The 15361-nt window shown below is 63.3% G+C and carries 17 protein-coding genes and 1 pseudogene; 8 read left to right on the top strand and 10 right to left on the bottom strand.

The window, feature by feature from the left end:
* Positions 1–71: 71 nt before the first annotated feature.
* The 4 genes from AC0L18_RS30695 to AC0L18_RS30710 all read right to left on the bottom strand — a co-directional run bounded on the left by AC0L18_RS30695 (position 72) and on the right by AC0L18_RS30710 (position 3340).
* Complete coding sequence (locus AC0L18_RS30695) at positions 72–779, bottom strand: LssY C-terminal domain-containing protein (RefSeq protein WP_473495490.1); 708 nt, start codon at positions 777–779, stop codon at positions 72–74.
* An 89-nt stretch (positions 780–868) separates the two neighbouring features.
* Positions 869–1684, bottom strand: coding sequence for an extensin-like domain-containing protein (locus AC0L18_RS30700; RefSeq protein ID WP_473495491.1), 816 nt, complete (start codon positions 1682–1684; stop codon positions 869–871).
* 192 nt (positions 1685–1876) lie between these two features.
* Positions 1877–2839 carry an extensin-like domain-containing protein gene (locus tag AC0L18_RS30705; RefSeq protein WP_473495492.1) on the bottom strand — a complete coding sequence of 321 codons (963 nt, stop codon included), beginning with the start codon at positions 2837–2839 and terminating at the stop codon, positions 1877–1879.
* A gap of 75 nt (positions 2840–2914) precedes the next feature.
* On the bottom strand, positions 2915–3340 hold the full coding sequence (locus tag AC0L18_RS30710) for a DUF3775 domain-containing protein (RefSeq protein WP_023799808.1): 426 nt from the start codon (positions 3338–3340) through the stop codon (positions 2915–2917).
* A 197-nt stretch (positions 3341–3537) separates the two neighbouring features.
* Between AC0L18_RS30710 and AC0L18_RS30715 the strand changes: the two genes are divergently transcribed.
* Both AC0L18_RS30715 and greA read left to right on the top strand, forming a co-directional pair.
* Positions 3538–4080, top strand: coding sequence for a tetratricopeptide repeat protein (locus AC0L18_RS30715; RefSeq protein ID WP_473495493.1), 543 nt, complete (start codon positions 3538–3540; stop codon positions 4078–4080).
* 284 nt (positions 4081–4364) lie between these two features.
* The gene (gene greA, locus AC0L18_RS30720) at positions 4365–4838 is read left to right on the top strand and encodes a transcription elongation factor GreA (protein ID WP_023799806.1); all 474 of its coding nucleotides are present in this window, start codon (positions 4365–4367) and stop codon (positions 4836–4838) included.
* 202 nt (positions 4839–5040) lie between these two features.
* Here greA and waaC read toward each other — a convergent pair whose 3' ends face one another.
* From waaC to rfaD, 3 genes are read right to left on the bottom strand one after another with little or no spacing between them, the layout of a single operon-like run.
* A complete protein-coding gene (gene waaC, locus AC0L18_RS30725) occupies positions 5041–6030 on the bottom strand; it encodes a lipopolysaccharide heptosyltransferase I (RefSeq protein WP_473495494.1) in 990 nt (329 codons plus the stop codon).
* Positions 6027–7034: a lipopolysaccharide heptosyltransferase II gene (gene waaF, locus AC0L18_RS30730; RefSeq protein ID WP_473495495.1), complete on the bottom strand. Its 1008-nt coding sequence runs from the start codon at positions 7032–7034 to the stop codon at positions 6027–6029. The genes waaC and waaF overlap by 4 nt, the downstream gene beginning before the upstream one ends.
* On the bottom strand, positions 7007–7957 hold the full coding sequence (gene rfaD / locus AC0L18_RS30735) for an ADP-glyceromanno-heptose 6-epimerase (protein ID WP_473495496.1): 951 nt from the start codon (positions 7955–7957) through the stop codon (positions 7007–7009). The genes waaF and rfaD overlap by 28 nt, the downstream gene beginning before the upstream one ends.
* A gap of 166 nt (positions 7958–8123) precedes the next feature.
* Here rfaD and AC0L18_RS30740 point away from each other — a divergent pair, with 166 nt between their 5' ends.
* The 4 genes from AC0L18_RS30740 to AC0L18_RS30755 all read left to right on the top strand — a co-directional run bounded on the left by AC0L18_RS30740 (position 8124) and on the right by AC0L18_RS30755 (position 11636).
* Positions 8124–8756, top strand: a complete 633-nt coding sequence (locus AC0L18_RS30740; RefSeq protein ID WP_473495497.1) for a LysE family translocator — start codon at positions 8124–8126, stop codon at positions 8754–8756.
* Between the two features lie 151 nt (positions 8757–8907).
* Positions 8908–10398, top strand: coding sequence for a D-glycero-beta-D-manno-heptose-7-phosphate kinase (rfaE1, locus tag AC0L18_RS30745; protein ID WP_473495498.1), 1491 nt, complete (start codon positions 8908–8910; stop codon positions 10396–10398).
* Positions 10399–10405: 7 nt separating this feature from the next.
* Positions 10406–10978, top strand: coding sequence for a D-sedoheptulose-7-phosphate isomerase (locus AC0L18_RS30750; protein ID WP_473495499.1), 573 nt, complete (start codon positions 10406–10408; stop codon positions 10976–10978).
* Positions 10971–11636, top strand: a complete 666-nt coding sequence (locus AC0L18_RS30755) for a D-glycero-alpha-D-manno-heptose-1,7-bisphosphate 7-phosphatase (protein WP_473495500.1) — start codon at positions 10971–10973, stop codon at positions 11634–11636. The genes AC0L18_RS30750 and AC0L18_RS30755 overlap by 8 nt, the downstream gene beginning before the upstream one ends.
* Here AC0L18_RS30755 and AC0L18_RS30760 read toward each other — a convergent pair.
* Complete coding sequence (locus AC0L18_RS30760; protein ID WP_473495501.1) at positions 11633–12118, bottom strand: Lrp/AsnC family transcriptional regulator; 486 nt, start codon at positions 12116–12118, stop codon at positions 11633–11635. The genes AC0L18_RS30755 and AC0L18_RS30760 overlap by 4 nt on opposite strands.
* Positions 12119–12374: 256 nt before the next feature.
* On the opposite strand from AC0L18_RS30760, the gene trxB reads away from it, so the two are divergent.
* Together trxB and AC0L18_RS30770 are read left to right on the top strand one after the other, a co-directional pair.
* Complete coding sequence (gene trxB / locus AC0L18_RS30765; protein WP_027151125.1) at positions 12375–13349, top strand: thioredoxin-disulfide reductase; 975 nt, start codon at positions 12375–12377, stop codon at positions 13347–13349.
* Between the two features lie 72 nt (positions 13350–13421).
* On the top strand, positions 13422–14318 hold the full coding sequence (locus AC0L18_RS30770; protein ID WP_023799796.1) for a LysR family transcriptional regulator: 897 nt from the start codon (positions 13422–13424) through the stop codon (positions 14316–14318).
* A gap of 48 nt (positions 14319–14366) precedes the next feature.
* Here the strand turns inward: AC0L18_RS30770 and AC0L18_RS30775 are convergent.
* Both AC0L18_RS30775 and AC0L18_RS30780 read right to left on the bottom strand, forming a co-directional pair.
* A pseudogene (locus tag AC0L18_RS30775) lies at positions 14367–14868 on the bottom strand (methyltransferase family protein).
* 217 nt (positions 14869–15085) lie between these two features.
* Positions 15086–15361, bottom strand: a 276-nt coding sequence (locus tag AC0L18_RS30780) for a hypothetical protein (protein ID WP_473495502.1), incomplete at its 5' end; no start/stop codon positions are given.

Genomic DNA, 15361 nt, shown 5'->3' on the forward strand with positions numbered 1-15361 from the left:
CATCCCATGGCGGCGACGAAAATGCTCGATCAGGGCGTCGATGAGCCGGCCGCCGGCCGTTGGTCCTGCGCCTACGGCAGCTGCCTCAGCACGCCCACTACCGCCTTGCCGTCGGTGAAATAGGGATCGCCGCCGCCATTGCGCCCGGTCCTTGTCGCACCGATGCCTGATATCTCGCTGGTTGAGATCAGCATGCCTGCGGCAGACAGGTCGCGGATCAGGAGGTCGCGCTCGGCGTCGATGTCGGGACCGATATGGTGGGTGACCTGGCCGGTGTCGTGGCTGAGGCCGACGCCGCGATCGAAGCTTGCCGCACCCAGCCAGAGCGGCCGGCCATCGTCTCCGCTCGCATCGGTCTGCCAGAAGCGGACATGATGACGCCGGTCGGCACTGTCGCCGACCGGCTTCTCGAAGGCCAGATCCTGTGCACGGCCTTCGAACAGCAGCCGGCTGACCGGCGCGTCGGGATAGGGCCGATCGAACAGCACGCTTTCGCCGATCTCGATCGCCGTCTCCAGCGTCAGAGCGTCGGCGGTGTCCCATCCGGCGACGGCGAAGGCATGGACCAGCTCTTTTTTGGTGCCGACGAGGCCGACATTGATCGGATCGCCGGCGATGCCTTGCGGTGTGTGCGTCACCATCTCGAAGCGCTGCGTGCGGAAGTTGCGGTCGCGCAGGGTCCAGAATTCCGGCGCGGCGAAATAGGCGAGCACGAGATAGCCGGCACAGAACGCCACCAGCCAGATCGTTGCGCGTCGTCGAAGGCTTCGTCGGCTCATGCGACACCACCGTGGTGATATGACATCACCTTATGTGACGTCATTCTACGCGGCGGCGCACAGCTTGGGCAGTGGGCACGCGCTCGGGCTCAGCGGCAGGCGCGGTAGCCGTTCTTGCGGTTCTTGATGTCGAAATGGAAATGGTTGCGGTGGTCGTAATTGTAGCCGGGACCAAGCACGGTGGTGAAATACTGGCAGCCGTCGGCGCGCACAGTGTTGAGGAAGCCGCGGGTGCGGAAGGCGAACAGGCCGGGCTTGCGCACGTCGATCTCCTTGCCATTGCTAAGCTCGATGCTCATGACGTCGAGCGCGTTGCCCTTGCCGTGCTCCGACAGCGTGCCTTCGCCGGCGATCCTGCGACAGGAATAGCTCGAGCCCTGGCGAATGGTCCTGACGCCGGAGAAATAACGCCAGCGGGCGGACGGGACCAGTTCATTCCTGGCCCAGCCGGCGAAGGTGGCGGCCATGTCGCAGGTCAGCGTCGCGGCCGGCTTCATCCCGATGCGGCCGATGGCCGAGATCTTGACCGGATAGTCGATGCCGCACTGGCCTTCGCGGATCGGCGCAAGGTCGCTGTAGACGACGCCCAGGCGCTTCAAATCCCTGCGGCACTCGACCTCGCTGACCGGCATCTGTTCGGTCGGCGCCATCGGCTCGTCCATGCGCGGATAGGCGGCGGTCATGTAAGGGTTGGACGGGACGAGGCGCTGCATTCCAGCGTATTTCTGGCCAACGTATTCTGGGACAGCTGATGTCTGGCTGCCGACATCGACGGCCGGTTCCAGCGAAAGCACGCTGCCGGTGGTGCAGGCCGAGATCGCTGCCATGGCAAGCCCGCCGGCAATCATGCGCGCGCGTCTCACTTGCCGCACGGCGACAGACGCGGCGCGAAATATCCCGGCCATTGGCAGGTTCCCGGTCCCCGAGCCGATCAGGCTCCATGTCATCGTTCGATCATGATCTTTCTCCGAAAACCGGATCCCACTTTTCGGGGTCATGATCAGATGAAACGGAGCTTACTCGCCAACAGTAAAGGAAAAATCAGCGGCTGCGTTTACGGCTGCGGCCAAATTGCGGCGCGTCGGTCCGCAACCATATCACTGGCAGAAGGTGCCGCCGTTGCGGCGCGGTGCAAGATCGAGATGGAGATGCAGCGAATGATCGGCATCGCTGCCCGGACCAAGCACGGTCTTGAACGGTCCGCAGGCTGCCTTGCGTATTGCGTTCAGGAATTTCGCCTCCTTTTCCGGCGGCGCCGGGCGGATGTCGATCCTCCTGCCGTCCGAAAGCGTGAAGCTGGCGATGTCGAGCGCGTTGCCGAAGGCGTGCTCCGACAATTTCCCGCCGCCATTGCGGTGGCGGCAGACGAAGGCGGATGCCTGGCCGACCGACTTGAGTTCGGCGCCGAGCTCGGCCTTGGCCGCCGGCTGGACGATATCGGCGGCGAAGCGCGCGGCGGCCTCGGCCATCTGGCAATTCAACTCGGATTCGGGGTTGATATCCAATGACTTGCCTAGCGTCTTCAGTGCGATCGGATAGGGGACAGAGCAGCCGACCGCCGCATCGTGCTCGGCTTTGCGTTCCTCGAAGTCGACGCCCATCGACTTCAGCCGCCTGCGGCAGGCCAGTTCCTCGTCCGGCATTTTCTCCTGCGGCACAGCGGCCGAGCGCGGGTCGGGAGGAATTTTTTTCTCCGGCGCCTGCGCCGGCTTCTCCGGTGGTTTTGGCGCGGCGGGCTTTTCGGTCGGCGTCGGAGCGACTGCCGGCGGCTGCGGCCGGGCTTGCTGATGCTGGTCCGACTTCTGCTGGTCCATTTTGTCGGTCGCGGGTTGATCAGGCTTTGGCGCATCCCCAGGGCGCGGCTCGGGGATCGGCACGTCGGCAGGCGCGGCTTCTTGCGCCGATTGCGACTGATTGAGCTCCGGGACGGGCACCTTATCGGGCAGTTCCGGAGCTTGGGCCAGGGCCGCTCCTGCGGACAGCATCGCCGCTGCCAAAGGCAGCGCCAATCTGATCAATCCGGCCATTCTGATCGATGTAGGAGAGGTCACCACCGCCATTCGCCCTTAACGGCGGGCGAATGCGGAAGTTGCCTGAACGAGGGCATTGGCCGATCACAAACGGTGACCGCGGTGTTACGCACCGATCGCTTCCAGCCCTTCCTCCAGCCAGTCGGCCAACAGCGGCATGCCGAGCAGATATTTCGCCGTGCGCTTGTTGGCGCGCTCGCGCGCGGCCGTCAGCGCGTCCGCCCATTCCGAGGCGTCATAGTCGCCGCGTCCAACCCAGGCGAGGGCGACGAGTTCGGCCGCCTCATCGACATTGAGGTCGTTGATCAGTTCGCGCAGCTCTTCTTCGGTGAGGTCCTCGGAACGTTCCTCGACGAGACCGTCATGATGATGGTTGTCATGCGCCTCGCTATCGAGTTCTACCTCGTGCTCGGCGCCATCGGCATAGTCTTCGTTGACGGCGGCGCTCAACGCCTTCGCCTTGAGGATGAACAGGCGCACCGTGTCGGGACCGATCGAAAGCTCCCATTCTTTTTCAAGGCGCCGCTGCACTGGCCGTCTCCGCATACTCCGTTGGCGTTTGCTGGATGATAGCGGATTTGCGGCGCTCGTCACGTTTTGTTCGGCGCTTCCATTTTCCGACTGGCGCTGATCGTTGAAAAGGCTTTCACTGGCCGTGGCTTTTTTCCGGGATGAAACCGCTTTTGCCCGGCGTTAGTCTTGCATTGTCATGCTTCAGGGAGGGTTCGATGCGCAGACGATTGCTGATCCAGGTTCTGGCGGTTGCCGCCCTGCCGCTGTTTGCGGTTCCGGTGTTTTCGGCGGGCGAGGGTGGCGGAGGCGGTGGCGGTGGCAGCCAGACGACACAGTGCAAGAAAGGCAAGGTCTGGGACAAGAAGCTGAAGAAGTGCGTCGCGCCCAAGCACGGCATGCTGGACGACGACAACATCTATGAAGCCGGCCGCGCGCTGGCGATGGCAGGACGTTATGACGAGGCGATTGCCGTGCTCAGCCTGGCTGCGGACAAGAAAGACCCTCGCATCCTCAACTACCTCGGCTACTCGCACCGCCATTCCGGACGCGTCACCGTCGGTCTCGGCTATTATGAGGAAGCGCTGCGCATCGATCCTGATTACACGCTGGTACGCGAATATCTCGGCGAGGCGCATCTGCAGATCGGCGATCTCGCCGGCGCCCGGGAACAGCTCCGCGAGATCGAGAAACGCATCGGCAAGGGATCTCGTGAATACGGCATGCTGTCCGAGCAGATAGACCGTTTCATGAAGAGCTGAATAGAAGCCCGAACACGCCTCACCACCGGCTGTGAGCGATCGCAGCCGGTTTTTATTGCCGCTCGCTCGGCCAGCCGGGCTGCCATGACGTCATTTCCGCAAATGGCGGGCGAATTTTTCAAAACCGATTTTTTGGCGTGAAAAACCCGCGAAGATTGCTATATTGGAGGAAATTGCGGTGACACGGTTCCGTTAGCCCGAGGCTGCCGGACCGTTTTCTTTTTGTACCCATCGACAAGGTCGCTCCCGGAATGCGGGGGCGGCGGCAGGAAAGGTCAGGCATTATGAACAAGGTCCCGATGACAGGCGAGGGGTTCGCGTCATTGAAGGAAGAACTGCGCTGGCGCCAGCAGGAAGAGCGGCCGCGCATCATCGAAGCAATCTCCGAAGCGCGCTCGCACGGCGATCTCTCCGAAAACGCGGAATACCACGCGGCGAAAGAGGCGCAGAGTCTCAATGAGGGCCGCGTCAACGAACTCGAGGATTTTATCGCCCGCGCCGAAGTGATCGACATCACCAAGCTCAGCGGCGAAAAGGTCAAGTTCGGCGCGACCGTGGTGCTGGTCGACGAGGACACGGAAGAGAAGAAGACCTACCAGATCGTCGGCGACCAGGAAGCGGACGTGAAGTCCGGCCGCATCTCGATCTCCTCGCCGATCGCGCGGGCGCTGATCGGCAAGGAAGTCGGCGATGCCATCGAGGTCAACGCGCCAGGCGGCGCGCGGGGCTACGAGATCGTCCAGGTGCAGTTCATCTAAGAATTGGCGCTGCTCTGCCTTCTCCCCTTGTGGGAGAAGGTGGCCTCGCGAAGCGAGGTCGGATGAGGGGTGTTCCAGCTTGGCACCAACAGCACTCCGGCCAGCACCCCTCAACCGGCGCTGCGCGCCAATCCACCTTCTCCCACAAGGGGAGAAGGGAAGAGGGCGGCGCCGACCTTTCCGATTGAATTGATTGCACAAATCAATTCTTGCCGGCGCCGGCCCGACTAAGCGCTTGGCGCTCAAGCAGCCTCTCTGCTTCCGCCACCACCTCTATCGGCGCGACACGACTGCCGGGCGCGGCCAGCAGTGTTGACGAGAACGGCCCGCGCGGGCCGGTCAGGCCGGGTTCTGTCGCCACAAACACCGCGACGGTCGGCAGGCCGAAGGCACTGGCGAGGTGGGTAAGGCCGGTATCGGCGCCGATGATCAGCACCGACCGGCCGATGATCGCGGCGATCTCGGCAAGCGGTGATTTCGGCACCAGCACGGTCTGTGGAACGGCTTGGGCGATCGCCTCGGCAACCGCCTGTTCCGTGTCGTTCGACCAGGTGGTGACCGGCGTCATTCCTCTTTCGACGAGAAGCCGGGCCGTCTCGATCCAGTCGCCGACCGGCCATTTCTTGTCCTCGCGGCTGGTGCCGTGCAACAGGAAGGCGGCTTTTTCGCCGACAAAAGTCGCCTCGACGGCTGGCGGCACGATGCCGGACTCGAGCCCGGAAAAATCCGGTTCATAGCCGAGCGCCAGCCCGAACAGCCGCCTTGTGCGTTCGATGGCGTGCAGATCGCGCGGCACAGCATAGCGGCGGTCGTAGAACAAGGTCGCCGAAGGCTCGCGAGCGCTCGACCGGTCGAAGCCGGCGATCGGCGCCGCGGCCTGTTTCGCCACCACGGCCGACTTCAGCAATCCTTGCGCATCGATGACGAGATCGTAGCGGTGATCCCGCAAGGCGCGGCGCAATGCCGCTGCCTCGCGCCATGTGCTGGGGACGAGCGGGCTTGTGCGCCAGCGCCGGATTGCCACGGTGTGGATGGTTGCGATCGCCGGATGCAACGCCACGATGCCGCCAAAAGCCTCTTCCACACACCAGTCGAACGACACGTCCGGCCGCTTGCGGCGCGCATCCTCGACAGCCGGAAAGCTGTGGATGACGTCACCCATCGAAGATGTCTTGACGATCAGCACCCTCATGCGGCGGCCGGCATTTCCAGCAGCCTTTCCGCCGCTGCCGCGACCTGCGCCACCTCAAGCGTGTTCAGGCAGTTGAGGTGGCCGAGCGGGCAGATTTTCCGATGGCAGGGCGAACAGGACAGGCCGAGCCAGACCAGTTCGCGCTGCTCGGCGAGCGGCGGCGTATTGTGCGGCGAGGTCGATCCGTAGACGGCTACGATCGGCGTGCCGACCGCGGCAGCGACATGCATCAGCCCACTGTCGTTCGACACCGCAAGCCTGGCCGCGGCGATCAGGTCGATGGCGTCCTCGAGCCGCGTCTGGCCGGCGAGATCGACAGCGCCCGGGGCAAGCGTGGCGATTTCCGCCGTTACGTCGGCGTCGTTCTTCGACCCGAACAGCGCGACCGCAAAACCTCTTTCCATCATGTCGCGGGCAAGGCCGGCATAGCGTTCGCTCGGCCAGCGTTTGGCCGGCCCGAACTCGGCGCCCGGCATCAGCGCGACGAATTTTTTCGCCTCCAGCCCGAAGCGGCCCAGCAATGCCGCCTGGTTTTTCGTGTCGACGGCGAGCTTGGGAGCATGGAACGTGCCGCCTTGCGCGAGGCCGAAATAGGCCTGCGCCGTGCGCCGTTTCATATCGTCGGGCAAGGCTACGATATCGGTCAGCAGCCCGTAGCGCATTTCCTTGAGGTAGCCGACACGGCGCGGAATGCGGGCAAAGAACGGGACCAGCGCCGACTTCCAGCTTCCAGGCATGACATAGGCGATGTCGTAGTGGCCGCGCAGCAGGCGGCCAAAACGCCTTCGCATGCGGAATTCCAGCGCGCCGGTTTTCAGCGGCAGATCGACCTGCCGGCGTATTTCGGGCATCCGCTTGACCAGTGGCGCCGCCCATGCCGGCGCCAGCACGTCGATCGCCGCGTCCGGGTGAAGCTCTCTCAGCGCCGAGAACAGGCACTGCGCCATCACCATGTCGCCCACCCAGCGTGGGCCGATCACGAGGATCGTTGGGCTTTCAGCCATTCGACATAGTCTCTGACGCCGGTTTCCACTGTGCGAAACTGACCATTGTAACCGGCGGCGCGCAACCGGGACATGTCAGCTTGCGTAAAACTCTGGTAGCTGCCCTTGAGGTGATCGGGGAAGTCGATGAACTCGATCCCGCCTTTGCCGAGCGCGCCGATCACCGTTTCGGCAATGGCGCGGAACGGCTGGGCACGGCCGGTGCCGCAGTTGAAGATGCCGCTCGAGCCGCGTTTCCACAACCACAGATTGATGTCGGCAACGTCGCCGACATGGATGAAATCGCGGCTCTGCTCGCCAGGTCCAAAACCGTCATAGGCGCCGAACAGCTTTGGGTTGTGGCCTTGCTCGACCTGGTTGAACAGATGGTAGGCGACCGAGGCCATGGCGCCCTTGTGCGCCTCGCGCGGCCCATAGACGTTGAAGTAACGCAGGCCTGCCACCGGCGAATGGTCGGTTTCGAAGACGGTGCGGCGGACATAGTCGTCGAACAGCTTCTTTGAATAGGCATAGACATTGAGCGGGCGCTCGCAGTCCGGCTCCTCGCGAAACTCGGCGCCGCCGCCATAGACGGAAGCCGAGGAGGCATAGAGGAAAGGCAGCCGCAGCGCCAGGCAGGCATGCAGCAGCCGCTTCGAATAGGCGTAGTTCACTTCCATCATGAACTTGCCGTTCCACTCGGTGGTGGTCGAACAGGCGCCCTGGTGGAAAACGGCCTCGATGCGGCCGAGGTCGCCGGCCTCCATCCGCGGCAGGAAATCGTCCTTGTCGAGATAATCGGCGATCTGCAGGTCGGCGAGATTGGCGATCTTGTGGCCGTCGGTCAGGTCATCGACGACGAGAATGTCGCTGATCCCTTCGGCATTGAGCGCGGCGACTATGTTTGAGCCGATCATGCCGGCGCCGCCCGTGACGATGATCATGAAAGCCTCTGGTATCTTGTGCCGATTCCGGCCCTTATAGGGGAGGCTTGCGGGGCTGTCGATAAAGCAGGTCGCAATCCGGCGGTTGGCTGCAGACCTCAGTGCCGCCGCACAGCTTTCGCCTCAGTCGGCGATCCACCGGCGAAGCACGACAGGAGCAAGAGTAATGCCGTCGACCGAACTGCTTATCGCCTTTTTCGCCACCACGGCGATCTTTGCCTACATCCCCGGTCCGGCGATGCTTTACGCTGCTGCGCAAACCATGGCGCGCGGCCGCTGGTCCGGCCTGACGGCGGCGTTGGGTATCCATCTTGGCGGCTATGTGCACGTCGTCGCTGCCGCTGCAGGACTGTCCGTGCTTTTCCATGCCGTGCCGACGCTCTATATGGCGGTCAAGCTGGCCGGCGCGCTCTATCTGATCTGGCTGGGTGTGTCGCTGTTCCGCGCCAGGGCGCAAGACGATGCTGTTATCTCAGGCATCGAGCCGAAATCCGCCCGCCGCGCCTTTTTCGAGAGCATTACCGTCGAGGTGCTCAATCCCAAGACGGCAATCTTCTTCATGGCGTTCCTGCCGCAATTCATCGACGCATCGGCGACGTTTCCCGTCTGGCTGCAATTCCTCGTCCTCGGAACGATCGTCAATCTGATGTTCTCCTCGGCGGATGTCATGTGCGTGGTGCTGGCGGGTGCGCTGATCACCAGGCTGCGGCGCTCGAGGCACGCGCAACGCCTGATGCGGCGTGCGGGCGGCGCGGTGCTCGTCGGATTGGGTGTTCATGTGGCTTTGCAGAAAAGTTGATCCGCCAACCAGCGTTGGCTGTGGTCGGTTGGGAGCCTGCCGTTGCGCTGAGCCGAATTGCGGTATATCGGCTTCGCCATGAACGACCAGCCCTGCCAGTCCAGCGTTTTCACAGCATCGGGATCGGCTCTCATTGCACGTCGAAGATGATATGAGCGAGCAATACCTGCCTTCTCCCGAACCGCTTCACCGCGCCATCTCGCGGTTTGGCAACGTCACCGTGCTGGTGGTCGGCGATTTCATCCTCGACCGTTTCGTCAACGGCGTCATCGAGCGGATTTCGCCTGAAGCGCCCATTCCGGTGCTGCGCGGGCGTGGCGAAACCTCGGCAATGGGCGGCGCCGGCAATGTCGTCGCCAACATCGTCTCGCTCGGCGGCGCCGCAATACCGGTTTCAGTGATCGGCGCCGATCCGGCCGGCGACAATCTCATGCGCATGCTCGCCGAGCTTGGCGTCGACACTGGCGGTCTCGCGCAGGACGCCAACCGGATGACCTCGTCGAAAAGCCGCTTCAGCGCGCTCAACCAGCAGGTGCTGCGCTTCGACGAAGAGGAAATCAAGCCGCTGGGCGACGCGGAGCGGGCAACGCTGATCCGGCTGTTCCGGGCCGGGCTCGCGCAAGCCGACATCGTCATCCTGTCCGACTACGGCAAGGGCATGTTGCTCGACGGCGTCGCCGGCGAGCTGATCTCGATCTGCCGCGAGGCGGGAAAGCCGGTGCTGGTCGATCCCAAGGGCCGCGACTATGCTTGCTATTCCGGGGCGACGGCGATCACCCCCAATCGCAAGGAACTTGGCGAGGCGGTCGGACGCGCGGTGTTTGCCGATGACGAGATCGTCGCCGCGGCGCGTGAGTTGATCTCGGCACATGGCTTCGATTTCGTCGTCGCGACGCGCAGCGAAAAAGGCATGAGCGTCGTCGACGCCGACGATGCCCGGCACATCGCCACGCAGGCGCGAGAAGTGTTCGACGTTTCAGGCGCCGGCGACACGGTCATCGCTGCGTTTGCGTTGGCTCTGGCTACGGGCGCCGACCGCGTCATTGCGGCGGCCATCGCCAACGCGGCCGGTGGCGTGGTGGTGGGAAAGCGCGGCACCGCTCGGCTGACGGTCGAAGAACTCGCCGGCGCGCTGTTTCGCTCGCATGGACCGATTGCCCACAAGGATGCAATCCTTGATGCTGCCGCCGCCGCACGGCTGGTGGCGACGTGGAAGGACGAGGGCCTGAGCGTCGGTTTCACCAATGGCTGCTTCGATATCCTTCACGCCGGCCATGTCAGCCTTTTGCATGCGGCGCGCAGCCAGTGCGACCGGCTGGTGCTCGGCCTCAACAGCGATGCCTCGGTGCGCCGGCTGAAAGGGCCGGGGCGCCCGGTCAACGACGAGCATGACCGCGCCTGCGTGCTGGCGGCGCTTGCCTCGGTCGATGCCGTCGTCGTCTTCGAGGAAGACACGCCGCTCGCGCTGATCGAGGCGCTGAAGCCCGACATACTGGTCAAGGGCGCCGACTATTCGATCGATCAGGTGGTCGGCGCCGAAATCGTGCAAAAAGCGGGCGGCCGCGTCGTGCTGGTCGATCTCGTCGCCGGCAAGAGCACCACCGGCACCATCGGCAAGTTGCGCGCCGGCAGCACAAACTGAGGTTTTCATGTCCGCACTGAACGATTATCTGGTCCGCTCGGCGGCCGCGATCACCGCGATGGTCGAGCGCGACCTCACCAGCGAGATGGAGCGGGCGGTTACCGCCGTCGTCGCCGCGCTTTCGCAGGGCAAGGCGCTGCTGATCTGCGGCAATGGCGGCTCGGCCAGCGACGCCATTCACATCGCCGGCGAACTGGTCGGCCGCTTCCTGAAGGAGCGCAAGGCCTACAACGTCATCGCGCTGCCGGCCAATGCGGCGGTGCTGACCGCCTGGGGCAATGATTACGGCTTCGACACGGTGTTTTCACGCCAGGTCGAGGCGCATGGTGCCGCGGGCGCCGTGCTGCTCGCCATCTCGACCAGCGGCAACTCGGCCAGCATCCTCGCCGCCGCCGAACAGGCGCGCATGATGGACATGACGGTGATCAGCCTGACCGGCGACAGCGGCGGCAAGCTCAAGCCGCTCTCCGATATCCTGCTCAACGTGCCCTCGACCTCGACGCCGATCATCCAGCAGGGGCATCTGTGTCTCTATCATCATCTGTGCGAAATGGTCGAAGCGCGCCTCTGTGATGGCTGACATCGGCCCGGTCGTGAGGTCTGATCATTACCCGCTCGAAGCGCCGGGCCTGTGGGTCGAGCGGGTCGGCAGCTCCGCTTTTCCAGCTGGCACGCCGGCGCTGTTCCTCGACCGCGACGGCACCATCAATGTCGATAGCGGCTACCCCAGCGATCCGGCTGACATCGTGCTGCGGAGCCAGATGCTGCCGGTGATCCGAACGGCCAACATCGCCGGCGTTCCGGCAATCGTGGTCTCCAATCAATCAGGCATAGCTCGCGGCTATTTCGGTTGGCCGGAGTTCGCCGCGGTCAATGCCCGGCTGCTGGCGCTCCTCGAAGCGCAGAATTGCCGGATCGATCTGGTGCTCGCCTGCGCCTACCATTCGAGCGGGACGGGCGAGCTGGCAGCAGCTGATCATCCGATGCGCAAGCCCAATCCGGGCATGCTTCTGCGCGCCCGCGATCTGCTGTGCGTGGATATCAGCCGATCGATCATCGTCGGCGATAAGGCCGATGACATGGAAGCCGGACGGCGAGCCGGGCTCTGCGAGGGTTGGCTGGTGAACGGCAGATCCAATCGGACTTCCGGCGAAGGTGCGTCCAGGACGCGTAACCTGACGACCGATAACGATCACAGCAAACTCTGCGACGCCATCGCCGAGCTCGGCCGGGATTAAGGTCTCACTTCGCTGAAAGCCACCAGGCCCTCGTCCTTGACGCGACGGATGGTCAGTGCCGTCCGCACCGTGTCGACATTCGGCGCCGAGGCCAGTTCCTCGATGACGAAGGTCTGAAAGGCGCCGAGGTCGCTCGCCACGCAATGCAGCAAAAAGTCGGATTCGCCCGACACCATCCAGGCGTCGCGAACGATCGGCCAGCCGCGGGTTCGTTCGGCGAAGGTTTTAAGCTCCGCATCCGCCTGATGATGCAGGCCGATGAGGCAAAAGGCGACGACGTCCAGGCCGAGCGCCGGCGCATTGAGCAAGGCGCGATAGCCGCGGATGATGTCGGTTTCTTCCAGCCGCCTGACGCGACGCAGGCACGGCGGAGCCGAAATGCCGACGCGGCCGGACAATTCGACATTGGTCATGCGCCCGTCGTGCTGAAGCTCGCGCAGGATCTTCCAGTCGATGGCATCGAGATCGGCTTTGAGCGGCATAAATACCTTCGGCGCTTCACGCAAGAATCTTTCGTGATTTTGTAAACGACTTTGGTGTCCATTCCATCCCTTCAGTCGCTGATTTTGGCACAGTCGCCCGCGCAAGATGTTCATGGATCGTCTGTTTGCGGGGAAGCTTTCCGGGGACGAAGGCGAGGTCGTCTTGCTGGCGTCGCCCGCAACACCTAGATTAGGCCGGAAATCGATCCCTGTGCCGGACGCTTCATTCGCGTCCGGTTGTTGTGAAAGCCCTGACATGACGTCCAAGCACGCACCAGTTCTCATCATCGGCTCCGGTCCCGCCGGCTATACGGCGGCAATCTACGCCGCCCGCGCCATGCTGAAGCCGATGCTGGTCGCCGGGCTGCAGCAGGGCGGCCAGTTGATGATCACCACCGATGTCGAAAACTATCCCGGCTTCGCCGATCCGATCCAGGGTCCGTGGCTGATGGAGCAAATGCTGAAACAGGCCGAGCATGTCGGCACCGACGTCATCAATGACATCATCACCGAGGTCGACCTCAACGTGCGGCCGTTCCGTGCCAAGGGCGATTCCGGCGCAACCTATACCGCCGACGCGCTGATTATCGCCACCGGTGCGCAGGCGAAATGGCTGGGCATCCCGAGCGAACAGACTTTTATGGGCTTCGGCGTATCGGCCTGCGCCACCTGCGACGGCTTCTTCTATCGCGGCAAGGATGTCGCGGTGATCGGCGGCGGCAATTCGGCGGTGGAGGAGGCGCTTTATCTTTCCAACCTGGCCAAGAGCGTGACGGTCATCCACCGACGCAGCGACTTCCGCGCCGAGCGCATCCTGAGCGAGCGGCTGTTCAAGAAGGACAATGTCCGCGTCATCTGGGACACCGTCGTCGACGAGATCACCGGCCAGTCCGGCAAGATGCCGCTGCCGCCGTCGGTGGAAGGACTGAAGCTGCGCAATCTGGTGACCGGCCAGGAGATGCATCTGACGGTCGACGGCGTGTTCGTGGCGATCGGCCATGCACCGGCGGTCGAACTGTTCGCCGGCAAGCTGAAGCAGAAGCCGAACGGCTATCTGTGGACGGCGCCGGATTCGACCTGCACCGACGTGCCGGGCGTGTTCGCCGCCGGCGACGTGACCGACGACATCTACCGCCAGGCGGTGACGGCGGCGGGGCTCGGCTGCATGGCCGCGCTCGAAGCGGAAAAGTACCTCGCCGGGATCGAAGTTCACCGCGAAGCTGCGGAGTAAACAAGCGGCCGAGAAAAGCCGCGCAAAAGCCTGATTTTTCATTCAGACGCCAGAAAACAGAATGGGGGCATCATGGCGTTGGACTGGGACAAGCTACGCGTGTTTCACGCTGCGGCGGAAGCTGGGTCGTTCACCCACGCCGCCGAGACACTGCATCTGTCGCAATCGGCGATCTCGCGGCAGGTCAGCGCGCTCGAACATGATGTCGGCGTGCCGCTGTTCAATCGCCATGCCCGCGGCCTGGTGTTGACCGAGCAGGGTGAGATGCTGTTCCGCACGGCGCATGACGTGCTGATGAAGCTGGAGACGATCAAGTCGCGGCTGACCGAGGCCAAGGACCGGCCCTCCGGCGTGCTCAGGGTGACGACCACAGTGGGGCTCGGTGCCGGCTGGCTGACCGAGCGCGTGCAGGAATTTATCGAGCTCTATCCCGAGATCAGCCTGCAGCTGATCCTGGCGAACGAGGAACTCGACCTCACCATGCGCCGGGCGGACTGCGCGATCCGGCTGCGCCAGCCGCAGCAGCCCGATCTCATCCAGCGCCGCCTGTTCACGGTGCATTTCCATCTCTACGCCGCCCCTTCCTACGTCAACAAATATGGCAAGCCGGCGTCGATCGCCGAGCTAAAGAGCCATCGCATCGTCACCTTCGGCGTGCCGGTGCCGGCGCATCTGTCGGAATTGAACTGGCTGGAAACGGTCGGCGATTTCGAAGGCGGGCAAAGGGTGCCGACGCTGCAGATCAACGACATATTGTCGATCAAGCGCGCGGTCCAGGGTGGCGCCGGCATCGCCATGCTGCCCGACTATGTGGTCAGCAAGGATTCAGGCCTGGTGCAGTTGCTGCCGGAGACCGAAGTGCCGTCCTTCGACACCTATTTCGCCTATCCCGATGCGATGAAGAACCAGGCGAAACTGCACGTCTTCCGCGATTTCATCATCGCCAAGGCGCGAAGCTGGTCGTTCTGAACGGATCCTTTCTGCAAGTCGTTTCCTGCTTGCATCGCGGACGATCCCTTACTGGCCGCGCCGTGGCCTCAGGCGAGGGAGCCAGCCTGGAACGGCATGGCGGTAGGCCTCGTACTCGGCGCCATAGCGGCGGGCAAGCGTCGGTTCCTCATGGAACTTCACGAACGAGACCATGGCGACGGCGGCGATAGCGGCATAGGCGACGAGAGCCGCGCTCGAAAACAGCAGCGCCTGGCCAAGGAGGATCGCCAGCACAGCCACATACATCGGGTTGCGGACATGGCGGTAGATGCCGCCGACAACCAGTCGATCGGTTGGGGCGACCGGAGCGGGCGTGCCTCGGCCTTCGAGAGCAAAACGGGCAAAGGCATGAAGCAGCAAGGCCATTGCAACGACAATCAGGACCCAGCCGACCGGGACCAGGCCGGGCAGGGTCCGACCATGGCATGCGATAGCGATCGGTCAACAGCCAGGGCAGCAATCCCGCGACCACACCGGGCGCTGCGATGAAGAACAGCGCGCTGCCGGCGATCGCCTGACGGGTCCTCATCGGGGCTTCCTTGGTCGCGATTTTCGGGCCGATGCATGTCTGCCCCAAAAACAATGGCTGCCGCAAAAATAAACGCGCGCTGCCTGATTCGCCACCATTCGTTGTTTTCTGCGTTCTGGACCGAAAATCGGCGCTGGTTCGCTATTTCGCAGTGATTCTTGACTGGCTGCGCACCGCATTTCGCGATTCTTCTGGTCCTACGAGGCCAAGCAACGGCTTAGACCACAGCCTGTGTCATTTTGCATGCGAGTGTTGCAAAATAGATGCTTGTTTCTTGGGCATGATGAGCACATATAGGGATCATCTCCTGGGCGCGTTCTCCTCCCATTAGCGCCCTCGAGTGTTCCCCTCTGGAGGTTAGCCTTAACAGGCACTTCCAATCAAACTCAGCCGGATCTTCGTTGATCCGGCTTTTTTGTCGACCGTGAACAATCTTGATCGCTAAGCGGCAAGCTGCTTCGGCCGGTTCAGGAACGCGGCGATCAAGAGCCAC

Source organism: Mesorhizobium sp. WSM4819, assembly GCF_055811215.1.

Coding starts and splice junctions, on each gene's coding strand:
- rfaE1 (WP_473495498.1), top strand. CDS start 8,908: ATGAGCGAGCAATACCTGCCTTCTCCCGAACCGCTTCACCGCGCCATC.
- greA (WP_023799806.1), top strand. CDS start 4,365: ATGAACAAGGTCCCGATGACAGGCGAGGGGTTCGCGTCATTGAAGGAA.
- rfaD (WP_473495496.1), bottom strand. CDS start 7,957: ATGATCATCGTCACGGGCGGCGCCGGCATGATCGGCTCAAACATAGTC.
- waaF (WP_473495495.1), bottom strand. CDS start 7,034: ATGGCTGAAAGCCCAACGATCCTCGTGATCGGCCCACGCTGGGTGGGC.
- AC0L18_RS30760 (WP_473495501.1), bottom strand. CDS start 12,118: ATGCCGCTCAAAGCCGATCTCGATGCCATCGACTGGAAGATCCTGCGC.
- waaC (WP_473495494.1), bottom strand. CDS start 6,030: ATGAGGGTGCTGATCGTCAAGACATCTTCGATGGGTGACGTCATCCAC.
- AC0L18_RS30770 (WP_023799796.1), top strand. CDS start 13,422: ATGGCGTTGGACTGGGACAAGCTACGCGTGTTTCACGCTGCGGCGGAA.
- AC0L18_RS30700 (WP_473495491.1), bottom strand. CDS start 1,684: ATGGCCGGGATATTTCGCGCCGCGTCTGTCGCCGTGCGGCAAGTGAGA.
- AC0L18_RS30715 (WP_473495493.1), top strand. CDS start 3,538: ATGCGCAGACGATTGCTGATCCAGGTTCTGGCGGTTGCCGCCCTGCCG.
- AC0L18_RS30740 (WP_473495497.1), top strand. CDS start 8,124: ATGCCGTCGACCGAACTGCTTATCGCCTTTTTCGCCACCACGGCGATC.
- AC0L18_RS30695 (WP_473495490.1), bottom strand. CDS start 779: ATGAGCCGACGAAGCCTTCGACGACGCGCAACGATCTGGCTGGTGGCG.
- AC0L18_RS30750 (WP_473495499.1), top strand. CDS start 10,406: ATGTCCGCACTGAACGATTATCTGGTCCGCTCGGCGGCCGCGATCACC.
- AC0L18_RS30755 (WP_473495500.1), top strand. CDS start 10,971: ATGGCTGACATCGGCCCGGTCGTGAGGTCTGATCATTACCCGCTCGAA.
- AC0L18_RS30705 (WP_473495492.1), bottom strand. CDS start 2,839: ATGGCGGTGGTGACCTCTCCTACATCGATCAGAATGGCCGGATTGATC.
- trxB (WP_027151125.1), top strand. CDS start 12,375: ATGACGTCCAAGCACGCACCAGTTCTCATCATCGGCTCCGGTCCCGCC.